The organism is Bacillus sp. L_1B0_5, assembly GCF_000836715.1.
Classification (GTDB): domain Bacteria; phylum Bacillota; class Bacilli; order Bacillales; family Bacillaceae_G; genus Bacillus_A; species Bacillus_A thuringiensis_S.
Genome location: NZ_JXIS01000092.1, coordinates 1 through 22,762, shown reverse-complemented (window position 1 = coordinate 22,762; position 22,762 = coordinate 1). Strand labels below are relative to the sequence as shown.

Below are 22,762 nucleotides of genomic sequence, written 5' to 3'. Positions count from 1 at the left end.
TGATTATTAGTTGAACCAATCGGGCTTTTACGGGCAGTTGACCTCTTACCTAACTTCCTTGCATTTTCCTAACTTTGAGGTGAGAGTTTTACTGCCCGTTAATGCGGGATAAACCATATTTAGCGATTTTTCCAATTACTTATCCGCATGTATAGCGATTAGTACGAAATTTACGACTATGTACATATAAAGCGCGTACTTTTCACTTGCTCCCTTTTAGCGAATAATAAAAGCATAGCACAGTTATATTCTAAATTTTTTATTAAAGGAGTGGCTAAAATATGTCTATTACTACATTAGAAAATAGTCGTATTGTTATCATTGGCGGGAGTTCTGGTATTGGATTAGCAACAGCAACACAAGCAATTAAACAAGGCGCACATGTTATTATTGCCGGACGCTCGGAAGAAAAATTAAAAGTTGCTCGAGAAGTAATAAATAACAATCATCTTCAAACTTATATATTGGATAATCAAAATAAAGAGCAATTACAAAATTTTTTCAAGACAGTTGGGAACTTTGATCATTTATTCACACCGGGAGCCTCTTACACACTTGGACCAATTACCTCTACAGAGGAAATTGCTGAAAGTAGCTTCATCGGAAAGTTTTGGCCTCAATATTATGCCGTAAAATATGCAATTCCTTTTCTTTCAAACTCTGGATCTATCGTGTTAATGTCCGGTGCATTTAGTCAAAGACCACTTAAAGGCGCACCTGCTTATGGAGCTTGCAATGGTGCTATTGAAAGTTTAGGGAAAGCTTTAGCTGTTGAATTAGCTCCTATAAGAGTTAATGTTGTTTCTCCTGGAACGATACAAAGAGAGAATGAACAAAACGAAAATAGACTAGCTGCTTATGAATCTTATAAATCTCTTTCTCTTGTAAAAAGGCCTGGCCATAATAATGAAATTGCACATACTGTCCTATATTTAATGCAAAATAGTTTTACTACGGGTAATGTATTGTTTCCGGATGGAGGATACACATATCATTAAATTATTTAAGACAAAAGCCCCTTATTACGGTGGCTTTTGTTGCTCATTTAAACATTGCTGAAATTTCCAAAAAGATGATTACATTTCTTTAGTACCAACAGGTTGGTTTTTAGATGATTCATTAAAGGAATCCATTACAATCCGCTCATTTTGTACATTTGCAAATAAAATTGTGCTAGTAGTTGGACGAATCGAATCTAGAAGTAATTTGTCTTGAGATTTACGGATAAGTTTACAAAGAAAAAAGGCATATAAATAATGCCTTTTTTCTTTATCATCATTTAACTGGATAACAAACTTCTGTAACCCACTTATTAGGATCGGATTCCATCGCTGGGCTCACATGATAAATATTAAACATCGGGCCTGCTAATTTGTAACCCTCTGTCTCAATCCATTTTGCCGCAGCCTCATTTACAGCTGTCATCTGTTCATAACTTCCATTAACTGTTATAGAAGCTACATTAGTCGATTCCATATTTTTAAATGTAACGTCTTTTGTATTTTCGTGCTTACCTAGAATACTTAGCTGTATTTCTATATCTACATCATTTTCTTTGTATTCACGATCATGGAAAACCGCAATACTATAACTCGGTTGGGCAATACTAATATTTTTCATTTGAATTTCTTGCATTAATACACTCCATAAATCACCTTCGCAATTATACAATGGAATAATCTTTCTAACACTAGCTACAGTTCTTTCTGGAATTTCTTTTATTGAAACATGATAATTCATCTCAACAACATCCTCTCTCATCGTTTTCATTGAGTCTTCGAGGAGACGTAATTGTTTTTGGAGGTTATTCATGTTTTCTTTAATTTGAGCACTACGATTTAAAAATTGCTCTTTTATGCTATCTATATTATCGCATTCTATTATTTCTTTGATGGTAGCAATATTAAACCCCATAGCTTTTAATGTTTGAATTTGATTTACCTTTTTTAATTGGTCAGCTGAATAAAATCGATATCCACTCTGCTCATCGACTTTTACTGGTTGTAATAATTCCACTTTATCGTAGTGTCTCAACATACGTATGCTAATGGAAGATAGTTTAGAAAAATCCCCTATTTTAAACATGATTTCCTCCTATAAGTTACATCTACTTTGAAGCTCAACTTTATCTTAAACAATGACATTGTGTGAGAGTCAACTGTTTATAACACTTGAATTATATTTCTTTAATTATTTATCCTTATACCGTTTTATACCTATAAAGATTGATAATAATCCGTTCACAGCTAATAAAATTACTATAATACTTGTAAGTAAACCAACATCTGCCGCAAATATTTTTATCGTACGCCATGGTGAGCTTGTACTATAAGTAAGAAGTGGGATGAAAATAATAGATAATAGTAGGAATAGATTCCCTATGAATAACCAAGTTAGTTTTTTTACAGTTTTCTTATGTTTATATTTTTTAATTAACATAATTGAAGAAATGAAAAGCGCGAGTATAACTGTACACATAACAATTTGTGTAAACGGTATACTTTTATGGGGATCAACCGGTTCTTCTTCATTCAAAATATTAATAATCCCCTTTTTTAATACTGAAAGTGCTGGTTCTTCTAATACATGATTTTTATTTGTTAAAATCACACCACCCCAGCCACTATTATTTAAAGTAAATATTTCTGCACGAGCATCGGGCGTTGATCCTGAATGCCAAATCATCGTTTCGCTTTCATTTATACTTGTTGTTCTTAATCCAAAACCATAGCTTTTTTCTGAATTTATGTTATAAAGTGGTGATAGATAAAGGTCAATGTTTTCTTTCTTTAAAAATTGAGTGTCTTCTTGCCGATTCAAAAACATAATAAATTGAATCAAATCTTCCAAATTCGCGGTAATATAACCATACGGTGCCCCAGCATTATCATAGGACACTACACTTTTTCTTGGTATGCCAAACCACGACTGATAACCTGTTAAATAGCCTTTTTCATATGCAGTTTCTTTACTTGCTGACGCACCATTCATATTTAATAGCTGAAAAACATGTTTTTCCATATATGAGGAATATGTATCATTTGTAATTTCCTCAATAAGTGCACCTAAAACAATATAATTCGCATTACTATATTGATATTTTTCTCCTGGTAGAGCAGTTAATTTTACATTTGAAAGTCTCATTACATTTTCTTTTAATGCTGTAGAACTTTTGGATTGCTTATCTGATATTAATAAGCCTTCATATGTGTTTATTCCGCTTGTATGAGTTAAAAGGTGTTGGATTGTTATAGATGAGGATATTTGAGAATCTTTTAGTTTAAACCAAGGAAGATGTTGTTGAACTGAATCCTCTAATTTTATCTTTTTTTCTTCTATTAATTTCACTATAGCTAAAGCTGTTAAAGATTTACTTATTGAGCCGATTGCAAATGGTGTTTTACTAGTTATTTTTTTTTCAGATTCCCCAGTAATCCCCCACGTTTTAGTGAAGAATACATCTTTATTATGTACAATTGCAACAGCAGCCCCTGGAATATTCTGTTCCTTTATAAATTTTTCAATATACTTATCTAAAGTAGCTTTAATATCTTGCTGAGCATATGATTTTGGATGAATGATACATAATGCTATTACATTACAAAGAATATAGATTTGAAATAGTTTATAGATAGTTTTCTTCATTATACTTTAGATAGCTTTCTTTTTTTATAACTTACTAAGCTAATAAACACTACTACAGAGAGCATAAAGCTAATCATTATTAATAAAACGTTCCACCATTGATTCTCTGATATGCGATATAAAATATTATAATTAAATGTATTTTTGCTATTAGTTGAATTAAATGATTCAGTTAAAAATATTGAAAATGTAGTTTGCGAGATGAGGTAAGTAATAAATGCGATGAATATGCCACGTAAGATAAATGTGTTGAATTTTCCTTTTTCATTTTGAAGTTGTTTCATTTTAACTTGTAAATCAATTTCATTTATTTCTATAAAATCTTTAACAAATAATTGAGGGGTACCTAAATCATCTATACTGTCTTCACCATGTTCACGACACTCTTGAATATGTTCTAATATTTGTCGCTTAATATTTTCCCTTTCTTCTAAACTAATATCGTATTGCTTTAATTCCTTAAGTACGTCTCTTAAAAATTGCTTTTCTTTACCTATCAATTTATTCCTCATTTCAGAAGGTCTCCTTTCAAACCGCTTTTTAATAATGTTTGAATGTCCAATTGCAATTCTAACCACTCATTAATTTTCTTCTCAAGACGTATTTTCCCATTTTCATTAATTTCATAATAAATCCTTACTTTACCACTGTCTGTTACCTCTTGATAAGTATTAACCCACTCTTGATTTTTCAACTTAGTTAAAATAGGATAAATACTTCCTACTCCTTTCAATTTTAAATTGTTTATTTCAAGTTCTTTCATAATCTCATAACCATAACTTTTCTTTTTCGACAAAATAGATAATACACACATTTCTAAATGACCTTTAATTAAACTTGTTCTATCCATAGGATAAATTTAACAGAAATATATACTTCATTCAAGTATATATTTCTGTTAAATTCAAAAAATCAGACAATGCAAAATAGATTAATAAACAAAATATATCACTTACGAACCGTTTTCAACCTTAATTTTAGATTTTATAATATAATAATTATATAATATATTAATCGTTTATCACTATTAGTTTTTTATCTCTCCTTCCATATTACTTCTTTTCTTATTGAAAAATATTGTATGGAGACATAAAAATACTAAAAGATCCAATTTCTTAATTTTGATATTAAGAAATTGGATCTTCTTTCATTACCTTCATTACCTTGTATTAGTCATACTGCGCTAATATATACATTATAAAGAATATATGTTTTATTAATTTATGTTAATAACACATAAACTAATAAAATTTACTGATTACTCTCAAGACATTCATAAACCGCCATCATATCTCGTTTATTCAACTCACGAATACGATTAAAAATTGGTATTTGCCCAACAGCTTCTGTTAATAAGCTTTCATTCACAACATCACTTACTTTTCCAGTTAACCACGTTTGTACATCCACGCCCTCGACAACTTCTTTTAACCCTTCGTCATTAATACCACTTGCATTACAAGTTACACATGGAATTGTTAGTTTAAAGACACCATCATGTAGATTATCTTCGGTTATCACTTTCTTACCTTTACAAAATGGACATGGATTACTTTTTTTAATTTTATTAATTTGGGTAACTAATTTTTTGTATCCAAACGCTTCGTATACATACGTAAGTTTTTTATATTTACCATTTGTGAAATACTTATTTATAATGTTTTCTCTCGTTTCATAAACATTAGGGAAATCACAAACAGTTACTTGATTATTAACACTAATGGATTCGATATTTCCTTTTATTTCACCCCAGAATGGTAAAACATTTTGTAACACCATTTCATAGTTTGAAAAGCTTGCTTGTTCTAATTCAAACATCTTCAGTGCGACTTGTGCTTTTCTTGACAATAAAGAAACATCTTCCGTCAATACCATATCGCCACCAACAATAGACTTCAATTTAACAAGTGCCGGTAAATCACCAACTGTTTTCAATACTTCATTAATAGGCTGATTGATTATTTCACGAATATCTACGTTATCAAATTTAAGTGGTTTATGATGATTTAAAACCGTCCCCTCACAAATTGGACATTTCATCATTTTTTTTGAACTTTTAATTTCTTCTTTAATAGGTGCTTTTGAAATAACAATATATCCACCAATAATTGTATTAAACCCTACCCATGTTCTGCGTGTCTTTCCTTTTTTATCATAAAATGATTTCTCAAAATATCCGTACCAAAACGTATGCTTTTCTTCTTCTGACATATCATTATAGCTCTTTGACAAATCGTGACCAAGCTCATTTTTTATTTCTTCGAATAGAAATTCTATTTTTTCATGCTGATAAAATTTTAATACCTTCATGATTTCTGGATCGAATAGCCCATCCCAAAATGGAACACTTTTATCTTGAATGGCAATATCTTTATCAAAAACTTCAATTTGAAGACGTCCAGAACAAGATGGACAATGATTGTCCTGTGAATAGAAATCAAAACTTCTCGTATCTTTATTAATTGGATGAGCAGCTACAATATGATTAATTAATCCACCAATCTCATATAAGAAACTATATTGACTATATAAATGTCTTTCAAGATCAATAGCAACAACAGGTGCGATTGTATCAGATTCATATTCACCATAAATTAACCTAGCCATTGATGATAAACTTTTTAAAATACCGCCCTTATAAACGTTTTCGGCATTTTTAAAATAGTTAATATGATTCCCTTCTAAATAGTGAACTCCTTTTTTCTGCTTAAGCATTGAAGAGATGTTTATTTTCTCTGTGCTATTCACATTACTTTTTTGACGATAGTAATCCTCATGATTAACAACATCCAAATGCTCTACAGATTCATTCTGCCTTTTTCCAAAATCAACTATATAATCAGAGCTTTCTAACATGTAACGATTATGCTCAATCATAATGATTGAAACTGATTCATCTTGCAGAATACCTCTAATACTATCGATAAATTGATTTAAAATATTTTGTGATAAACCTTTTGAAGGCTCATCAAAAATGAATAATGTATGTGGATTTCTAGTGTTTGCAAATAATTCTGAAACTAAATGAACACATTGAAACTCACCTGTCGATAATGTTTGTGTTTTTCTCTCTAATGTTAAATAGCCAAGTCCTAATTTAATTAGTAGGCTCAAACGTTTATAAGCGATATCTTCATTTGGAAGTTCATCAATAATATCCTCAATCGAGCGCTCAAAAATATCATCAATGTCTTCACTATACTTTGTTAGTTTCTTTTTAATATCTAGGAAAGTTGCTACAGTTGATCGACTTGTAATTGATTGATTTCGGTCTTGTCCCACCATAACTAATTTATCTTTTGGATATCTTTTCAAGAAATCTGTAGCTAGACATTCATTGACAAGTGTAGATTTCCCACATCCTGATTCTCCTGTAACCGTTACAAGCCTGTTTTTAGGAATTTGGAACTCCTCCATTTGGATATTACGGCAATATAAATCATAGAATGTATAATATTCTGTTGGTATTTCTTTATTTCGATCCCACAGTATTGACTTTGGTCTTGGTGATTCTTTCACAATTTTCCCGCCATATTTTCCGCTACCAGGTCCAAAGAACAATTGCTCATCAGTTGTATCTAGTACCGTATCTGAATGATCAATAAGCCAAATTTGATTTTTACACCCTAATCGTTTAATCTCTTCCAAAATTTTCAATAATGTTTCATGATCAAGTCCAACTGAAATCTCATCAATAATAATTACAGCATTTTCACTTACTGCCATGAATTCAGCCAAATAAAGTCGTGTTAACTCTCCACCTGACAACGTACCCATAATTCGATTTAATGTTAAATAACCAATGTTCATATTAATAATATTTTGCAGTATATGCTGTTTTTCTTCACTAATATTTAATTCTTTTGCTAGTGAAAGAATAGATTCAATACTTAAATCATTAATATTTGAGATTGAATGTGGCTTGTCCAACAAATCAATTTCATATTGTTCAATTTCTTCACTATAACGTTTTCCCTTACATTTTTTACACTCAACATTTTTTGTAGTACCACGGCCTTTACAACCAGTACACCAGCCTAATTGATTATTAAATGAAAAGACCTCTGGAGAAAGATTAAAAACTTCAGCAAGTTTTTCCCGAACCTCTGTAAAAACACCAGTATGAGTACCAATCGTTGAACGAGGATTAGACGAAATCGATGATTTTCCTAGAAAAAGTACTAAAGGCATTTCTTCCATCTTAATGGCACTAAAATTTGTTTCCATAATGTTAGGAAATAAATATTGATATTCAGCCTTTGGTAATAAAGAAACTAATCGTTTTTTTGACTCTTCACCAATTGTTTGGCAAAAAGTTGTTTTACCCGATCCAGATAACCCAGCAATTCCAAACGATTTATTAAACGGTATAGTTGCATCTAATTTATTTATGTTATTAGCAATTAATTGATTTACTTTCATATTAACCTCTATTCTTATTTATTCACAAAAGCATTTTTACAATATAATAATTACATAATGAATATTACCTATTATGCAATTATCCTCTCACTTCATGAATCTTATCCTTGTATATTTCAAACCATTGTTGCCATTCATCTTTAGAAAATTCTTTCTCTTCTCCTTCTAAAACGAAAGAAAAAAGATTTAAACAAATATGCCAACCAGCTACATCTCTCGGTGTATGATCTGTTAATTCATGAATGTACTCTTTAAGAAGTAAAAGAGTACCATTTTCCTCATTATGTATTTCAAATCTGACACGGTCTTTATCCCAAGTAAATTCAAGTACTGAGTTTAGTTGACACTCTAAAATATCAATATTTATGAATGAACCGTCCATCATGTCGAACTTTATTATTCCAGCAGTTTTAAGGCTTTCAATCTGTAAATTGGGCATCCATTTTTTCAGCTTACTGTTTTCTGTTAATACAGACCAAACTTCTTCTGCCGTATATGGAAATTGGCGTTCAAATTTTACAATATATCCATCAGTTAGTTTCCTAATTTCAGCTATCATTTTGATTGTCTCCTTATATAGAATATATGTTCCCATTTCATTTTACACGAATATAAATATAAAATAAATATTTATGTCAACGAAGTGTTAATTTAAAGTGAATGGTGCTGAGAAAAACTTAAATATTTTCTAAATCGAGTTATATAATATTGAAAATTAAATATAGATTTATGTACAAATAAAAAAGCCGCATTTGCGACTTATGAAATCATAGGATTAACTCCTGTTTTGTTGAATGATTAACGCTTAATCGCATCGACAATTAGCGATGGAAAACCAAGTTTATCGCCTTTATTTCTAGAATCATACCTTTTCGAACGGAAAATAACACCGTCGTTTGCATCCCATTCGTTGTAATAAAACCGACCATTTTCATCACAATATTCAAGTAAAACTACCTCGAATCCAGCAGTTTCAAACATTTTCGTTAATGTTGTATAATTATGAACGATTTTATGACTTGCTGCTGGATGATCTTTCGGACCGGGTCCTCCTATTTGAACTATATTTTGATATGCCTCATCCTGAAAGAATGCATCAGGGACTCCGCACCGAATATGACCAGATGGTTTTAAAAATTCATAACAAATTTCAGCTGCTCTTACACCTTCTTCAAAAGTAAGGTGTTCCCATACATGCTCAGCTAAAATAGCTGAAATAGAATTGTATTCAAATCTTCCTTCCCACGTAGCTTTATCTAGTAAGTTAAGTTCACCTTCTTGCGTTTGAATCCAGCCTGGATTATTATTAAACACTCCAGCTCCGACAACTACTTTAATTTCCTCTTGTTTTATTGCCACCATTTTCACCTCTTAAATATTTTAATTCATTAATATATTCTATGTTTACTATTATCCTTCCTCCTTCAAAATTTTGTAACATGAGTCCAGTACAATACCGAACTCATGTCCTATAAACTCTCTAATGTAACAATCTGTCTAACTTTATAAAATTAGTTCATGATATACGATTTTTCTTACAGAAATATAGCACACCAAACATTAGCATAATACCAATTACGTAAAAAATTGTTGTTCCGCTCCCACCAGTATTAGGAATTACCCAATTATTCTTCGCATTTTTCACTGTTATTTTTTGTGTCTTTACTGCTTCTGTAATTTCTATTTCTATTGGATCTCTAAGTAACATGTATCCGTTTGGCGCTTTTATTTCTTTTATCGTATATTTTCCAAGTACTAATTGATTGGAAATCACCTTTCCTTTTTCATCCGTTGTTAATCTAGCCACTTCTTTACCCTCTTTATCTAAGACTTGAAATATAGCGCCTTGTAGTTTTAAATTGATATCCTTATCATCAACTTTCTCAATTTCAAATTGTCCAGTCGGATCTGGTAATTTCTTATTTCCTATTTTAATTTCTACTACTGCATCTTTTTCTACTTTTACAGTTATTTTTTCTTTTAATAATTCGTAACCTTTAGGTGCTTCTACTTCCACTAAGGTATAGTTTCCTATTGGTAAGTCTTTTGATACGACTTCTCCTTCTTCATTTGTTACTAGTTCTCCAACTATTTTTCCTTTTGAATCTTCTATATGAAACTTTGCCCTTGCTAGTTTTTTATTTTTATCACTTATGTCTACTTTCACAAGCTTTATTTTCCCCATTGGATCTGGCAATTTCTTATTTCCTATTTTAATTTCTACTACTGCATCTTTTTCTATTTTTACAGTTATTTTTTCTTTTAATAATTCGTAACCTTTAGGTGCTTCTACTTCCACTAAGGTATAGTTTCCTATTGGTAAGTCTTTTGATATTACTTCTCCTTCTTCATTTGTTACTAGTTCTCCAACTATTTTTCCTTTTGAATCTTCTATATGAAACTTTGCCCCTGCTAGCTTTTTATTTTTATCACTTATGTCTACTTTCACTAACTTCATTTTTCCCATTGGATCTGGCAATTTCTTATTTCCTATTTTAATTTCTACTACTGCATCTTTTTCTACTTTTACAGCTATTTTATCTTTTAATAATTCATAGTCTTTTGGCGCTTCTATTTCTACAAGGGTATAGTTTCCTTTTGGTAAGTCTTTTGATATCGCTTCTCCTTCTTCATTTGTTACTAGTTCTCCAACTACTTTTTTATTTGAATCTTCTATATGAAACTTTGCTCCCACCAATTTTTTATTATCATTATTACTATCAACCTTTTTTATTTTTACTTTTCCAGTACTAGGCTTGTTCCAATGTTGCCAGTTAAATTTGAAATTGTGAAATTCAAATCCACCAGTTTGTTGTACCGCACCGACAAATGCTTGTCCATTAATCGAACCGCCTTTTGTTTCTAATACAGCATTGGGGGCAAACACACTCCCAACGACACCATATCCCTCTGTTGTAATTTTTTTCGCATTTGGAAAAACCCAAATCACTTTCCCATATAGCTCAGTAAACGGGGAATTAGGAAAATATGGTTGTGATGTAGGAACTATATCTGTAGCCCTTCCAATATTGTTCGTGTCATATAGTATAGACCCATTTTTAAATGTAACCTCTGTTGCATCCGAATACATAACAATAAAATCTTTGTCCTTAGCACTCGGTAAAAATACATCTCTTATATCTAAATTGTTTTTCCCTGTCAATTCTGATGAAACATAAATATTAGAATTGTTTATATCTTTTCCGATTCCATAACTCATATTTGGAATTGGGGTATTCGTTTTATATTGACCAGCATTTTTACTGACTTGGTTCACTATATTGCGAAATTCATTAAATTTCGCGTCAATTTCTAGTTTTTCTTTATAAACGATATGATCATAAGAAGATTGTATGATGCGATCTGGATCACTCTCTTTTGTCATTACGACTATTCCGTTTTGAATGATAAAAGATTCTTCTCTTGATTTCTTAAATTTTCCAGACAATAACAAGGACGGATATCCCTCATCAACCCATTTTTCACCTACTATATTAGATGTTCCCGCTGCAGCACCTACAATTGTATACCCCGATGCATCCATATCACCTTGAACTGCAATTGCTCCTTCAATGTCGCCACCTATTGCTTTATGGTTACCAAAGACAACTGCATTATAACGCGATATATCACCTAGACCTTCTAAGTTTGTCGTGGATCCATATGCTTCTTGTGGTACATATACGACAAAACTTACACTTAACATTAACAAAACAATAAAATGAATACTTACCAGCTTTAATCGTAGCCTCAATTCCTTTGTTCCCACCTTTACCGTATTTTTTCTATAGTCGAATAAAATGACATGTTTATCAATGAGGATTTACTTCATTCCCTATATATCTTCTTTACTTATCTCTGAATTTCCGGTCCCAATGTCCATTAATGCAGGATAAATACATTCTATCGAGTTAACCTTTTCTTATAAATTACGACTAGAAACACACATAACAATAGGATTGGAACTATTACAGTCCACTTATTAAATATAAATATCTCTGTACTCACTTTTTGTTTTTCTTTCTCGTTTAACTCCACACGCACACCTCGAACTAGCAATCTATTGGTGTTTACTCCATAAGGCGTACACGTAATTAAAGTTGTATAATCTTTATTTTCTACAATTTGTAGATCGTCCGTTTCGTGTGGTAACACTACTTTAATTTGATCTACTTTATAAGCAAGAACTTTGTCTAAAGAATGAATATAAAAGAGATCTCCTTCGCTCAACTTATCTAAATCTGTAAATAATTTTGCTGATGGTAAACCACGATGCCCTGTTAAAATAGTGTGCGTATTTTCTCCACCTATCGGGAGCGAAGAAAAATCTAAATGACCTATCCCGCGGCTCAATACTTCCTCAGATGTCCCTTGATAGATTGGCAGTTTTATATTAATTTTCGATATTTCAATATACCCCATTACATCTCCTAAATTTAACGCATCAGCATATGCTTGATGATTACTTTTTTTTTCAGAAAATGGATCAGTAAATGTTTTCGTGGAAGTGTGAACTTGTTTATTATATTCGGCTGCTTCTTTTTCCCTACGTTCGACTTCTTTCTTTTGTAGCGCTTTGATCTTCTTATCGTAAGAGCTAATCTCAGAATAATGTGCACGAGTCGCCAACCAATTACTAATAGTAGGATATAAAAAAACACCTAATCCAAATAAAAAAATACCTCCCAAAACAAGATTTCGTTTCATATTTCCACCTCTGTATATGCTTAAATATCGAAAAGAGGGAAGCATTTTGCTTCTCCCCTTTTCCCATAGTTACATGTTCCTAAAATCTTAATTATTAGCAAACTTTTTTCTAAAGAAAACAAATGCCGCTGTAACCATTAACGTAAGGCCTATTACAGTAAAAAGAGTCGTTCCTATGCCACCCGTTACCGGAAGAACCCATCCACTTTTATTATTTTCAATCGTTAATTTAACCGTTTGATTATTTTCGCTAATCTTTACATCAATGGGATCTTTTAATAATTGATAAGAAGCTTTTGTACCATCTTCTTTTGTATATGTTGGTGCTTTCGTTTCAAAAATTTGATAGTCTCCATATGGAATGTTAGACCATTTAATAACACCATTTTCATCTGATACACCTGTTACTTCTTTTCCTGCTACAACAACTATTTTTCCATTTTTATCTTTAAGTACAAACTCTGCACCTTTTAATTTATTCTTATTAGCACCATCAATTTTTGTTAACTCAATTATTCCAGTTGTCGGAACAACAACTACAGGTTTAGATTCCTTTTCTCCAATTACATCATTTTTATTTGTAAAATCAATTTTTGCTGTATTTAAAATTTCCGAACCAGATGGTACTCCTTCTTTTACTTGAGATTTAATTTGCAAATGAAATTCTTTTTTATCATCTAATTTTGTGAAATCTTTTACTGTAGCTGTTACTTTTTGACCTTCTATAGCTACCTCTACAATGCTTGCATTTACTTCTGCTCCATCAATTTTCACAATTGGCTTTCCTTGAATCACTAAACGATTATCCAAAGTATCTGTTACCACATATTTTTTGTATTCCTTAATGTCTTCTGGAATTAATGTTTTAATATCATAATTATAATTAGTTAACGGATTGATTGGTAACGCTTCCAATTTTCCGTTAATCTTTTTATCAATTATTGGTTCTTCATAGTTTTTCACTTCTAATTTAACTACTGTACCAGAAGTAATAGTTCCATCTTCATTAATTGTTCCGGAGTTCTTAACAAAAAACTCACGTTTAGTTGGATCTATTACATAGCCTTTCGGAGCTTTTGTTTCTTGGAAATAGTATTCTCCATACACCAATCCTTGCACGCGAATATGACCATTAGCATCTGTTACTAACTCTTTTTTCACTTCTGTACCGTCTTTTTTAAATAAAGAGAATACTGCACCTGCTAATGCTTTTTCATTTACACCAGTTTTTATTAAATCCACTGCACCACGTTTAACCTCATTTTTAGGATACATGTGAACATCATAGTTTAGCACCTTACCCTCTTTATTCGTTAATGGGATATCCACTGTATACGTATTGGGATTTAGATTAACATGTGGAGGTCCTGCCACTTCTTTCACCTCATAACGTCCTAGCGGAAGATCTTTTAATACAGCTTGTCCGTTATCATCTGTTACTACTTGCGTTGGAGTTGCTCCCATTACAGGTTTCACATCTTCTTTTACGATTTTCCCATCGTTTGAAATTTTTTCAAACGAGGCAACCTTTTTTACTTCAAACGTTACACCTTTTAATGGTTTCGCATCTTTTGGCACCTCTTGATTTGCAGAACCGTCACCTTCTAGTCCCTGCGCTCCATCTTTTTCTTGTTCATACTTATGAATCGTTAAAGTACCTTTAGATGGTGAATCTGCCTTTACTAATACACTAGACCATGTAGAAAATGTTAAGAATAACACTAAAAGCACACTAAATATTTTTTTCATTTCTCTTATCCCCTTTACTACTTCTATCATTTTAAAAATCTCTTTATTACTATTACCTTCTTAAAAGCAATAGTGTGCCAAGTATCAGATTTAAACGAATAACATAAAACATAGTCGTCCAACAATCCATTGTTTACAATCACTTATTCACTTTTCTTATCTTCTATTATTACGTTGTCTCTCCACATGATATATGTAATTTTCTCCCCTAAATTACACTTATATCTCTACTTCAAAAATCATTACATTTGTTACATAATAGCTTTCACTGCTAATTTCGACTAGTCACTTACTGTCAATCTATTAATTTCTCACTTCCTATCCCTATTTAAAATCCAACCTTAATCATTTTTAATACATATAAGTAATAACCAACAAATAAGTGTGACGATTCATATTTTACGCTACTGTCCAAAACTATTACCTGTATATTCAAATAATATGTGCTATTCATGTTAAATTATGGTATTATTCTTAGAAGTTTATAACTTTTATTTATATTTTTTATTAATAAAGATTTTCCGTTTCTACTTATGAAAAAAGGAATATATGTTTATTTAACTATTACGCATAACTGTAAGGAGGAAGAATATGACTAAAAAGCTCAGTCTAGTTGAGATAGAGTACATTTGCAATATGTTTTTCCAATCTTTTGAAATTCCAGTTTGTTTTTTAGATTGTAACAAAAATATTCTTTTAGAATTCACATCAAAAAATGATTCACATTCGTTGTATACATCAAAAATAGAACAGTTACATGTGCTTTTTCAGAGAAATGATACATATAATTCACCCATCTTCAGAACTCACGAACATCTAGGGCACTTCATTTTAATTCACATAAAGAGCGATTATATGGTGAACGGTACTGTTATTATTGGGCCCTTGGCACATGTAAATTTTTCTACAAGTAAAACGGATAGTAACCTTAATTTCATTCCAAATTATAAAAGAACAAGAGACCATTATTTTTCATTGTCAGTCAAAGATCAAAATTTCTTTGTAAATATAGCAATATTGTTCTATAACATTCTCTATAAAAAAAATTCAGATGTAAGCACCTTTTCAAATAACAGTGATTCACTTCATATAAGTCATAGCAGAATCTTAAACGAAGATGTATATATTTCAATGCAAAAAGACGAATCCATTTATCATAATTTATATATAGAGCAGCAATTACTTGGTTCTATAGAAAACGGGGATAAAGAAACCGTACTCAAATATTATTACGAATTCCAACAAGAGACTCTTTCATCTTTATCTTCATTCCATCAATTAAGACGTCATAAAAACATTTGTATTTCATCCATCACGCTCGCTACTAGATATGCGATAAAAGGGGGACTTCCATCTGGGATTGCTTACAAAATTTATGATTTACATATTCAAAGAACAGAAGATTTAAAAGACAAAGAATCTGTTTGGGATTTGTTAAAAAATGCTTTTTGTACCTTTGCAGACCGTGTAAAGGCACAAAAAACACAGCAACATTCACAGACTATTGCTATCTGCAAAAACTATATTTTTAAAAATATTTACAATCCAATATCTGTTAAACAACTTGCTAAATTTGCAAATGTGAATTCAGATTATTTATCTATATTATTTAAAAAAGAGGTCGGTATTTCATTAATTGAGTACATTCAACGTGAACGAGTCGAAGAAGCAAAGAAATTATTAACTTTCACCACCTATCCTTTATCAGACATATGCGCTTCGCTTAATTTTAGCGATCAAAGCTATTTCACTAAAATTTTTAAAAAATTCACCAACGAAACACCTGGTAAATACCGAAAATCTCATGTTGTCATTTAGAGTGACACTTCCATTAAAACAAAGTATTTTCAGTAACTTATCAATGGCAAATTAGAAGTACTCCTATATTCATGAGCTATAGGATTTATGCTATTTTCAAATCAAAAAACACGTTACTATTCTTTTATTTTAATGAGAATAGTAACGTGTTTTATATGTAATATAGTTCTGTAGACAAAATGGCATCCAACTGTAAATTTTTACAAAATCCAAATGTACCGCTTAACTACTAAAATCTTATTAAGTAAAAAATCCATATTTCTTTTTACTTACTTTCTACTTTATTTCTTCTGGATAATGAACTCTTTTCTTCAAACGAATAATCCCTACTATTATTTTTGTATCTTTCTAAATTTGCGAACCAAAGTGAGTACTGTACCTGTAAGAATCATCAATATGCCGATTGCTGCACTGTTAGTTGTACTTACACCCGTCTTTGGAAGCTCCTTATATGTATATTCTTTTTTATCGGTATTACTGTTGTTTGTCTTATTAGCAAGACCATTAGGTTTGCTAGTTTCTTTATCTTTCACTAACACTTTTTGTATTGTATTTACCTCATTACCCACGGAATCTCTTACACTATATATTATTTCATAAGTACCAGCTTTAGTTATATCTATAGTTCCTTCATACGCTACTTTAGAAGTAAGGTCACCGTCTTCTTTGTCAGTAGCTGATACTCCTACTAACGGATCAAATTGATCACCCTCAGTAATTGAAGTTGTAGCAGGTACTTTTAGTATTGGTTTATCATTTTTAACTTCTTCTCTAACTTTGACCGTTACAGTTTGCTCCGCCGTTACTTCATGACCTTTAGAATCTGTAACCGTGTACGTTAATACGTAAGTACCAGCTTTAGATGTATCTACTTCACCATCAACTTTGATTTTAGAAGTGAGATCACCGTCTTCTTTATCGATAGCTAATACTTCTGCCATTGGAACAAATGAATCTCCTACATGAATTGTCGCTCCAACAGGCACTGTTAATTTAGGTTCTAAATCTGATGTTTCTCCATTTTTCTCTACAATTACAGTCTGTGTTGCCGTTGCATTCCGCCCTTGAGAATCAACAACCATGTATTCCATAATGTATGTACCTGATTTTGAAGTATCTACATCGCCTTTATGCTTTACTTTATTTGTTAAATCACCATCTTCCTTATCAACAGCTTTTACATTTCTCATTGGATCAAACGTATCTCCTACACGTAGTGTAATGGTACTCGGTACAGTTAACTCTGGCGCTTGGTTTTCTACTGTTTTTTCGTTTTCTTTCACTGTTCCTGTAATTTTTGCCGCATCAAAAGCATTTTGGACTGATTGAACTTCAATTGAGTTCGTTCCATATTTATTAGTTGCAACTGTAAGACATGCCAATCTCAATTCAGAGAAATCAGAAGTCATGTTTAATTCATCAGTATTTGCATAATAGAAAATATCAAACATTCTATCTTCACCAATACCATTTACATTTATACCGTTATGAGTACCACCTTGTGCAATTAAATACGCAACTTTATTAATAATACTTGAGTTAAAATGAACGCCTCCATAATCCTCTCCATTTAAATCATTATATTTACTATAATCATCAGGATACGGTAGTCCTTCTGAAAAATTAATTGCAGTTGGATTTTTCATATTACGAAAAGTCGATCCCGTTTGTTCTCCTATTGTCCAGTTAAATTCTCCATTATTTATGTATTTCTCTATGGCCGTTCCCATAATATCAGATAATGCCTCGTTAATCGCCCCAGATTCTCCTGAAAATTCAAGGTTAGATTCGCTAGATGTAACCGCATGTGTAAATTCATGACCCGCTATGTCGAACGCTTTTACCATAGGATCTCCATATAAAAGCATACTAATGTTATTAATATTAGTACTAAATGCATTCTCCCAATTTTCAGGATCATTTGTTCCTCCGGAATCCCATGCATGTACAACTGAAACTACTTTTTTCCCTTTATTATCAAAACTATTACGCTTATATTTTTCTTTATAAAAATCATATACCTTTGTTGCTAAGAAATGAGCGCTTACCGCCTTTGGATCATTAAATGTTGTTGAAACGCTAGTTGTTAGTATACCAGGATAATAACTTTCTTCATTTGTAATATCTCTATAATTTACATCATATGTCTCAATTCCTTGTCCTCTTGTGTAATCAGCAAGCGCATAATTCCCACTGGTCTGTTTAGAAATACCAAATGTACGAGTTACGCCTAAATCATCTTTTCCTGTTCCAGTTAATGATGTGAAATTGCTAGTTTTATTTTCCTTAACGGATTGAACATACTCTTCACTTATTTTCAAACTTGATTCTTGTACCATATCTTTTAACATTTCACCATTATGAGCATTCACTAAATAAGTCCCAGATACATAATTTGGTGTTGTAGCAGCAAATGTAACTTGATATGCATTGCTAGCCTGCCCATGATTTTCATCAACAAAAATAACCGTCTTAACTTCTGGTTCAGAAATGAATTTAGTCTCATTTCCGTACTTTTTATAAATATATTGTTTCGCTTCTTCTTTTGATAAATTAATAGGTTTCTTTAAATCTTCTTGTGTTAAATTTTGTGCACTAGCTCCTGAAATGCTTTTAATAATACCTTTTTTATCTACGTGAGCAGTCAACTGGTGGCCATACACTTCTTTTCCTTCATATATTTGTTGCATGCGCACAAGTGTAGTTCCATCATAAGAACCACGTTTTTGAAGAACCTTGTAATCTACTCCTGTTTCTGCACTAACTTGTTTTGGAGACAAAGCATGCTCCGTATTTTCCTTAAGTGCATCTTTCACTACATTCTCTGGCGCTTTTTTTGATGGTTGTGTAAGATCACCTGTACGGAACGAATCCTCTTGAATTTCAACTTGCATTTGAACAGGTTCCTCTGCATGACCTACTCCATATGGTGTTACACTTGTTAAAACGAATCCTGTTGTTAATGCAACTATAGCTATTTCTTTTTTATTTCCCATGATATTTACCTCGTATAAATTCCTATTATTTATATGAAACTGCTAAAATGTATACAATCTATTCCTAACATAAAAAGATGACTTTTGTAATCAACAAAAGCCACCTCTTTAATATGTAATATCCCTAAAATGTTTTTAATACATAATTTCTATACAAAAAAGAAAAAAGCATTCATTAACGAGCATTTTGCAATACTTTTATTAGGTCATTTATATTTTCAACTTTCTGATGAAACTGATCAAGTCTGCTATGTAGCAATGAAGGATTTTTATCTTCAGTTGAAATAACTTGTTTTAATTCGTTTTCTAATTTATCATACATATCAAAGAAATTATCAAATTCTACACTTACAAGCTCTTCATTTTCGCGATAGAATCTTTTTGCTTCTATATATGTCATATATGATTTATTTAAAAATCCTAATGAAATTAAATATTTAGAAGTGTTTTCTTGATAAATAGCAATATCACACGCTATTTTAATATCAGAATAAGTCTTTTGAACAAGACAATGCAATTCAAAAATCTTAAACTTTAATCCATTATTCATTTCATCCCCTCCCATCGTATCTATTCTACATAAAATTAGAATATTATACAAAGAAAATTATTAGCATAAAATTGACAATTAAAAAGATAACTTAAGGATAAACAAATTCCTCTCATTACAAATTATATTTGAGAAGAATTTACCAACTTAACAGAAAAAATAAAAAGCGAAAAGAATAAATCCCTTCCGCTTTTAGAGTAATAAATACATTTCATATTGTGCTAAAGAATTCTTTTCAAATCCACATTTCTTTAAAAAACCATCCAGTAAATTATTGTTAGGAAACCCAATTGATAAACTTGATAAATGTAATTCTTCTCTTGCTACTTGTAATAATGTCATCCCAACACCAATATTTCTATAATCTTTGTCTACGAAAATAAAACTAATTTTACCTTGTTCATTTACACATAGAGAGCCTTTTAACTCATTATCGACATATGCACCATAAAATATATTATTTGTTTGTTCGATATAATCAATATCATTTTGCCAATTTATATGGAAGTTTAACCATTTCTGAATTTCATCTTTAAAAGTTGGAAATTCTAATTGTTTTACTTCAATATCCTTACAATCTTTATTCATTATTTTAGTCAAATCATTTAAATTATAATAAGAAAGATCGTACACTTTTTCATAGCCCAACTTATTATAAAAATGAATCGCTCGGTCGTTTCCTACAATGACTTCGAGAAAAAGTTGCTTACATCCATGTTGAATCGCCTCTTCTTTATGCAGTTCAAATAATTTTCGACTCACACCAATACCGCGATAATTAGGATGAACCGCTAATGTTCCGCAGCGCATAGTCTTTATACTTTCATAATCCTTTATACCACCTAGTATTACGCCAACAGATTTGTCACCGTCTAAAGCAAGAAAAGAATGTTCTAGCAAATTACCTTCTGGTCCCAAAAAACGTTGTATAAAATCCTCTTTTGAAACCTCCATCTTAATAATATAATCGGAAAATCCATCTTTAAAAGCTTCATATACTAAATCAATATTCACTTCACTACACCTTTTATATTGAATCATATAAAATTGCCCTCCAATTGCTTGTATTAACCTCAACATGTACCCATATAATATATTCCATCTATTATAAATTTCAGCTCTTAATTTGAAATGAACGGACATTTCCCTACATATAACTTACTATTAATTTGTTTTATAACAAACGGTGCAATATCTCCATTTTGAATTTTAATTCCTGGCATATCCACTAAACTCTCTTTTATATTTCCTATACCATTCCCCTCTATAACAAATGGTAATCTAACAACCGTCCAATCTACATCACTACTTTGGAGAATTTGTAACTCTTTATATTTATCTTGCATCATTTTTGGTAAAAATAATTTAAACAAGTTAGCCCCCATTTTATTTACAATCCCTTTCTGATCTCCAACAACATTTATAGAGCCACCAGAAATAAGAATATAACGTTTTATTTCATATTCCTTCATTACTTTTAAAATATGCTTTGTAACTGTACTAAAAATATAAGATTCATTTTTCGGTTGACCGACAGCATTAATCACAGCTCTACAACCTTGAAGTAATTCCTGGATTGAAGAAAAATCACGGGCATCTCCAATGATAACCTCTATATTCTCATTATTTATCGGCATATTTTTAGAATTTCTCGTTAATATTTTCACTTGAAATCCCTGTTCTAACGCTTCATTTATGAGGAATTTCCCGACTTTTCCATTCGCACCCAAAATAGCTATTTTATTTGTAGTTTCCAAGCTTAAAACCCTCTAACTATCTATTATTTACTACATTAATCTCATAAACACGTAAAAAAGCAATTAAATGCTCACATGCTCTTTCGCATGCTAGCATTTTAAAGATTTTTTGTTCTTCTTTCGTTTTATCATTCGCTTGATCTGAAGCAGCTTTTAAACATAGAAATGGTTTTTTATTTATTTGACACACATAGGCGAAAGCTGCTACTTCTTGATCAACTGCCAATGCTCCATATACGGTATGGAGTAAATATCTCATTTCTGAACTACGAATACGTTGATCTCCTGATAAAAATGTACCGAAATGTATTGGATCATACGATCGTATTTTTTTTATTCTTCTTACAAGTGATTTTGTTGTTTCAATAGGTGCTGTTCTACCGTTATATAAATTAAAAACATTTTCCCCTGAGCCAGCAGCAGTAACATCGTGTTGTATTGCGTTTAGTGCCACTACAATATGACCGTTTTTCACCTTGTTTGATAAACTTCCGCATATTCCTGTCATAAACAACTCATCTGGCTGAAACTCACTAATTAACAATTGTACACAACTAGCGCAGCTTACTTTACCGACACCAGTAACAACTGATATAATTTCCAGCTCATTAATAGTATGAAAATGAAATTCCCAAGCTGCTCTTTTTTCAACACGTTCACTCGGATAATGTTGATGCAAATATGTCAGTTCTGGTTCCCATGCAGATACAATTGCAATACGTTTCATTACACGCTTCACTTCCCCTATTGTCATTTAAATAAGTTATCTATACTTTCTCGTTCATAATCTGGAATCCATTCTTTGTATTTCTTATATAAATCTCGTATTATTTCTTTATTCTTCGCAATTACTTCACATCCTCTATCATCATACATAAACATGACAATATCTTTCGTTTCATTTATGAGAAATACATCTGGATAAGAAATTTCTTTTTTTCGTCCAAATCGAGGATACAGAGCAGAGAAATCCTCATGATTAGCAGCTTGTATAAGCGATTCATACTTAATATCTTCTACGAGACATTTTAAAGAAAATTGATATGTACAATATAAAGTGAAACTTTAATCAGTGGGGGTTTTGTTCATCCCCACTGATTATTAGTTGAACCAATCGG

Annotated in this window: 17 protein-coding genes and 1 pseudogene; 2 read left to right on the top strand and 16 right to left on the bottom strand. The window is 31.3% G+C overall.

All coding sequences use genetic code 11. The annotated features are described in order from the left end of the window. Positions 1-281: 281 nt before the first annotated feature. Positions 282-998, top strand: a complete 717-nt coding sequence (locus RT27_RS24760) for an SDR family oxidoreductase (protein WP_043937915.1) — start codon at positions 282-284, stop codon at positions 996-998. Between the two features lie 277 nt (positions 999-1,275). Here the strand turns inward: RT27_RS24760 and RT27_RS24755 are convergent, their stop codons facing one another. The 10 genes from RT27_RS24755 to RT27_RS24710 all read right to left on the bottom strand — a co-directional run bounded on the left by RT27_RS24755 (position 1,276) and on the right by RT27_RS24710 (position 14,523). Next, on the bottom strand, positions 1,276-2,085 hold the full coding sequence (locus tag RT27_RS24755; protein WP_043937913.1) for a MerR family transcriptional regulator: 810 nt from the start codon (positions 2,083-2,085) through the stop codon (positions 1,276-1,278). A 105-nt stretch (positions 2,086-2,190) separates the two neighbouring features. Then, complete coding sequence (locus RT27_RS24750; RefSeq protein ID WP_043937912.1) at positions 2,191-3,645, bottom strand: serine hydrolase domain-containing protein; 1,455 nt, start codon at positions 3,643-3,645, stop codon at positions 2,191-2,193. After that, positions 3,645-4,157 (bottom strand): hypothetical protein, encoded by a 513-nt coding sequence (locus RT27_RS24745; RefSeq protein WP_001244707.1) that lies wholly within the window; start codon positions 4,155-4,157, stop codon positions 3,645-3,647. The genes RT27_RS24750 and RT27_RS24745 overlap by 1 nt, the downstream gene beginning before the upstream one ends. Then, positions 4,154-4,459 (bottom strand): PadR family transcriptional regulator, encoded by a 306-nt coding sequence (locus tag RT27_RS24740; protein WP_002094025.1) that lies wholly within the window; start codon positions 4,457-4,459, stop codon positions 4,154-4,156. The genes RT27_RS24745 and RT27_RS24740 overlap by 4 nt, the downstream gene beginning before the upstream one ends. 437 nt (positions 4,460-4,896) lie before the next feature. Then, positions 4,897-8,067: an ATP-binding cassette domain-containing protein gene (locus RT27_RS24735; protein ID WP_043937910.1), complete on the bottom strand. Its 3,171-nt coding sequence runs from the start codon at positions 8,065-8,067 to the stop codon at positions 4,897-4,899. 79 nt (positions 8,068-8,146) lie between these two features. After that, positions 8,147-8,626, bottom strand: a complete 480-nt coding sequence (locus RT27_RS24730) for an SRPBCC family protein (RefSeq protein ID WP_000559863.1) — start codon at positions 8,624-8,626, stop codon at positions 8,147-8,149. 239 nt (positions 8,627-8,865) lie between these two features. Beyond that, on the bottom strand, positions 8,866-9,426 hold the full coding sequence (locus tag RT27_RS24725) for a hypothetical protein (protein WP_029442362.1): 561 nt from the start codon (positions 9,424-9,426) through the stop codon (positions 8,866-8,868). A gap of 157 nt (positions 9,427-9,583) precedes the next feature. Further along, positions 9,584-11,821 carry a SpaA isopeptide-forming pilin-related protein gene (locus RT27_RS24720; protein ID WP_043937908.1) on the bottom strand — a complete coding sequence of 746 codons (2,238 nt, stop codon included), beginning with the start codon at positions 11,819-11,821 and terminating at the stop codon, positions 9,584-9,586. A gap of 149 nt (positions 11,822-11,970) precedes the next feature. Beyond that, positions 11,971-12,774, bottom strand: a complete 804-nt coding sequence (locus tag RT27_RS24715; RefSeq protein WP_075719284.1) for a class C sortase — start codon at positions 12,772-12,774, stop codon at positions 11,971-11,973. Positions 12,775-12,861: 87 nt separating this feature from the next. Further along, positions 12,862-14,523 (bottom strand): SpaA isopeptide-forming pilin-related protein, encoded by a 1,662-nt coding sequence (locus RT27_RS24710; protein ID WP_082051528.1) that lies wholly within the window; start codon positions 14,521-14,523, stop codon positions 12,862-12,864. Positions 14,524-15,114: 591 nt separating this feature from the next. On the opposite strand from RT27_RS24710, the gene RT27_RS24705 reads away from it, so the two are divergent. Then, positions 15,115-16,341 (top strand): helix-turn-helix domain-containing protein, encoded by a 1,227-nt coding sequence (locus RT27_RS24705; RefSeq protein WP_016081546.1) that lies wholly within the window; start codon positions 15,115-15,117, stop codon positions 16,339-16,341. 332 nt (positions 16,342-16,673) lie between these two features. On the opposite strand, the gene RT27_RS24700 is transcribed toward RT27_RS24705, so the two are convergent. The 6 genes and pseudogenes from RT27_RS24700 to RT27_RS34895 all read right to left on the bottom strand — a co-directional run. Then, complete coding sequence (locus RT27_RS24700; RefSeq protein WP_043937905.1) at positions 16,674-19,337, bottom strand: M4 family metallopeptidase; 2,664 nt, start codon at positions 19,335-19,337, stop codon at positions 16,674-16,676. 175 nt (positions 19,338-19,512) lie between these two features. Beyond that, complete coding sequence (locus RT27_RS24695) at positions 19,513-19,887, bottom strand: hypothetical protein (RefSeq protein WP_016081548.1); 375 nt, start codon at positions 19,885-19,887, stop codon at positions 19,513-19,515. Positions 19,888-20,079: 192 nt separating this feature from the next. Then, on the bottom strand, positions 20,080-20,928 hold the full coding sequence (locus RT27_RS24690) for a GNAT family N-acetyltransferase (RefSeq protein WP_016081549.1): 849 nt from the start codon (positions 20,926-20,928) through the stop codon (positions 20,080-20,082). Between the two features lie 80 nt (positions 20,929-21,008). Continuing rightward, positions 21,009-21,644 carry an SDR family oxidoreductase gene (locus RT27_RS24685; protein WP_029442356.1) on the bottom strand — a complete coding sequence of 212 codons (636 nt, stop codon included), beginning with the start codon at positions 21,642-21,644 and terminating at the stop codon, positions 21,009-21,011. Between the two features lie 16 nt (positions 21,645-21,660). Then, positions 21,661-22,398 (bottom strand): 5'-methylthioadenosine/S-adenosylhomocysteine nucleosidase, encoded by a 738-nt coding sequence (mtnN, locus tag RT27_RS24680; RefSeq protein WP_029442355.1) that lies wholly within the window; start codon positions 22,396-22,398, stop codon positions 21,661-21,663. After that, positions 22,395-22,700 (bottom strand): annotated as a pseudogene (locus RT27_RS34895) (DUF3885 domain-containing protein); the annotation flags it as partial. The gene mtnN and the pseudogene RT27_RS34895, both read right to left, overlap by 4 nt. Positions 22,701-22,762 lie beyond the last annotated feature (62 nt).

What these genes read in the sequence shown, in the direction of transcription:
- RT27_RS24760 (WP_043937915.1), top strand. Translation starts at nt 282, where the DNA reads ATGTCTATTACTACATTAGAAAATAGTCGTATTGTTATCATTGGCGGG.
- RT27_RS24755 (WP_043937913.1), bottom strand. Translation starts at nt 2,085, where the DNA reads ATGTTTAAAATAGGGGATTTTTCTAAACTATCTTCCATTAGCATACGT.
- RT27_RS24750 (WP_043937912.1), bottom strand. Translation starts at nt 3,645, where the DNA reads ATGAAGAAAACTATCTATAAACTATTTCAAATCTATATTCTTTGTAAT.
- RT27_RS24745 (WP_001244707.1), bottom strand. Translation starts at nt 4,157, where the DNA reads ATGAGGAATAAATTGATAGGTAAAGAAAAGCAATTTTTAAGAGACGTA.
- RT27_RS24740 (WP_002094025.1), bottom strand. Translation starts at nt 4,459, where the DNA reads ATGTGTGTATTATCTATTTTGTCGAAAAAGAAAAGTTATGGTTATGAG.
- RT27_RS24735 (WP_043937910.1), bottom strand. Translation starts at nt 8,067, where the DNA reads ATGAAAGTAAATCAATTAATTGCTAATAACATAAATAAATTAGATGCA.
- RT27_RS24730 (WP_000559863.1), bottom strand. Translation starts at nt 8,626, where the DNA reads ATGATAGCTGAAATTAGGAAACTAACTGATGGATATATTGTAAAATTT.
- RT27_RS24715 (WP_075719284.1), bottom strand. Translation starts at nt 12,774, where the DNA reads ATGAAACGAAATCTTGTTTTGGGAGGTATTTTTTTATTTGGATTAGGT.
- RT27_RS24710 (WP_082051528.1), bottom strand. Translation starts at nt 14,523, where the DNA reads ATGAAAAAAATATTTAGTGTGCTTTTAGTGTTATTCTTAACATTTTCT.
- RT27_RS24705 (WP_016081546.1), top strand. Translation starts at nt 15,115, where the DNA reads ATGACTAAAAAGCTCAGTCTAGTTGAGATAGAGTACATTTGCAATATG.
- RT27_RS24700 (WP_043937905.1), bottom strand. Translation starts at nt 19,337, where the DNA reads ATGGGAAATAAAAAAGAAATAGCTATAGTTGCATTAACAACAGGATTC.
- RT27_RS24695 (WP_016081548.1), bottom strand. Translation starts at nt 19,887, where the DNA reads ATGAATAATGGATTAAAGTTTAAGATTTTTGAATTGCATTGTCTTGTT.
- RT27_RS24690 (WP_016081549.1), bottom strand. Translation starts at nt 20,928, where the DNA reads ATGATTCAATATAAAAGGTGTAGTGAAGTGAATATTGATTTAGTATAT.
- mtnN (WP_029442355.1), bottom strand. Translation starts at nt 22,398, where the DNA reads ATGACAATAGGGGAAGTGAAGCGTGTAATGAAACGTATTGCAATTGTA.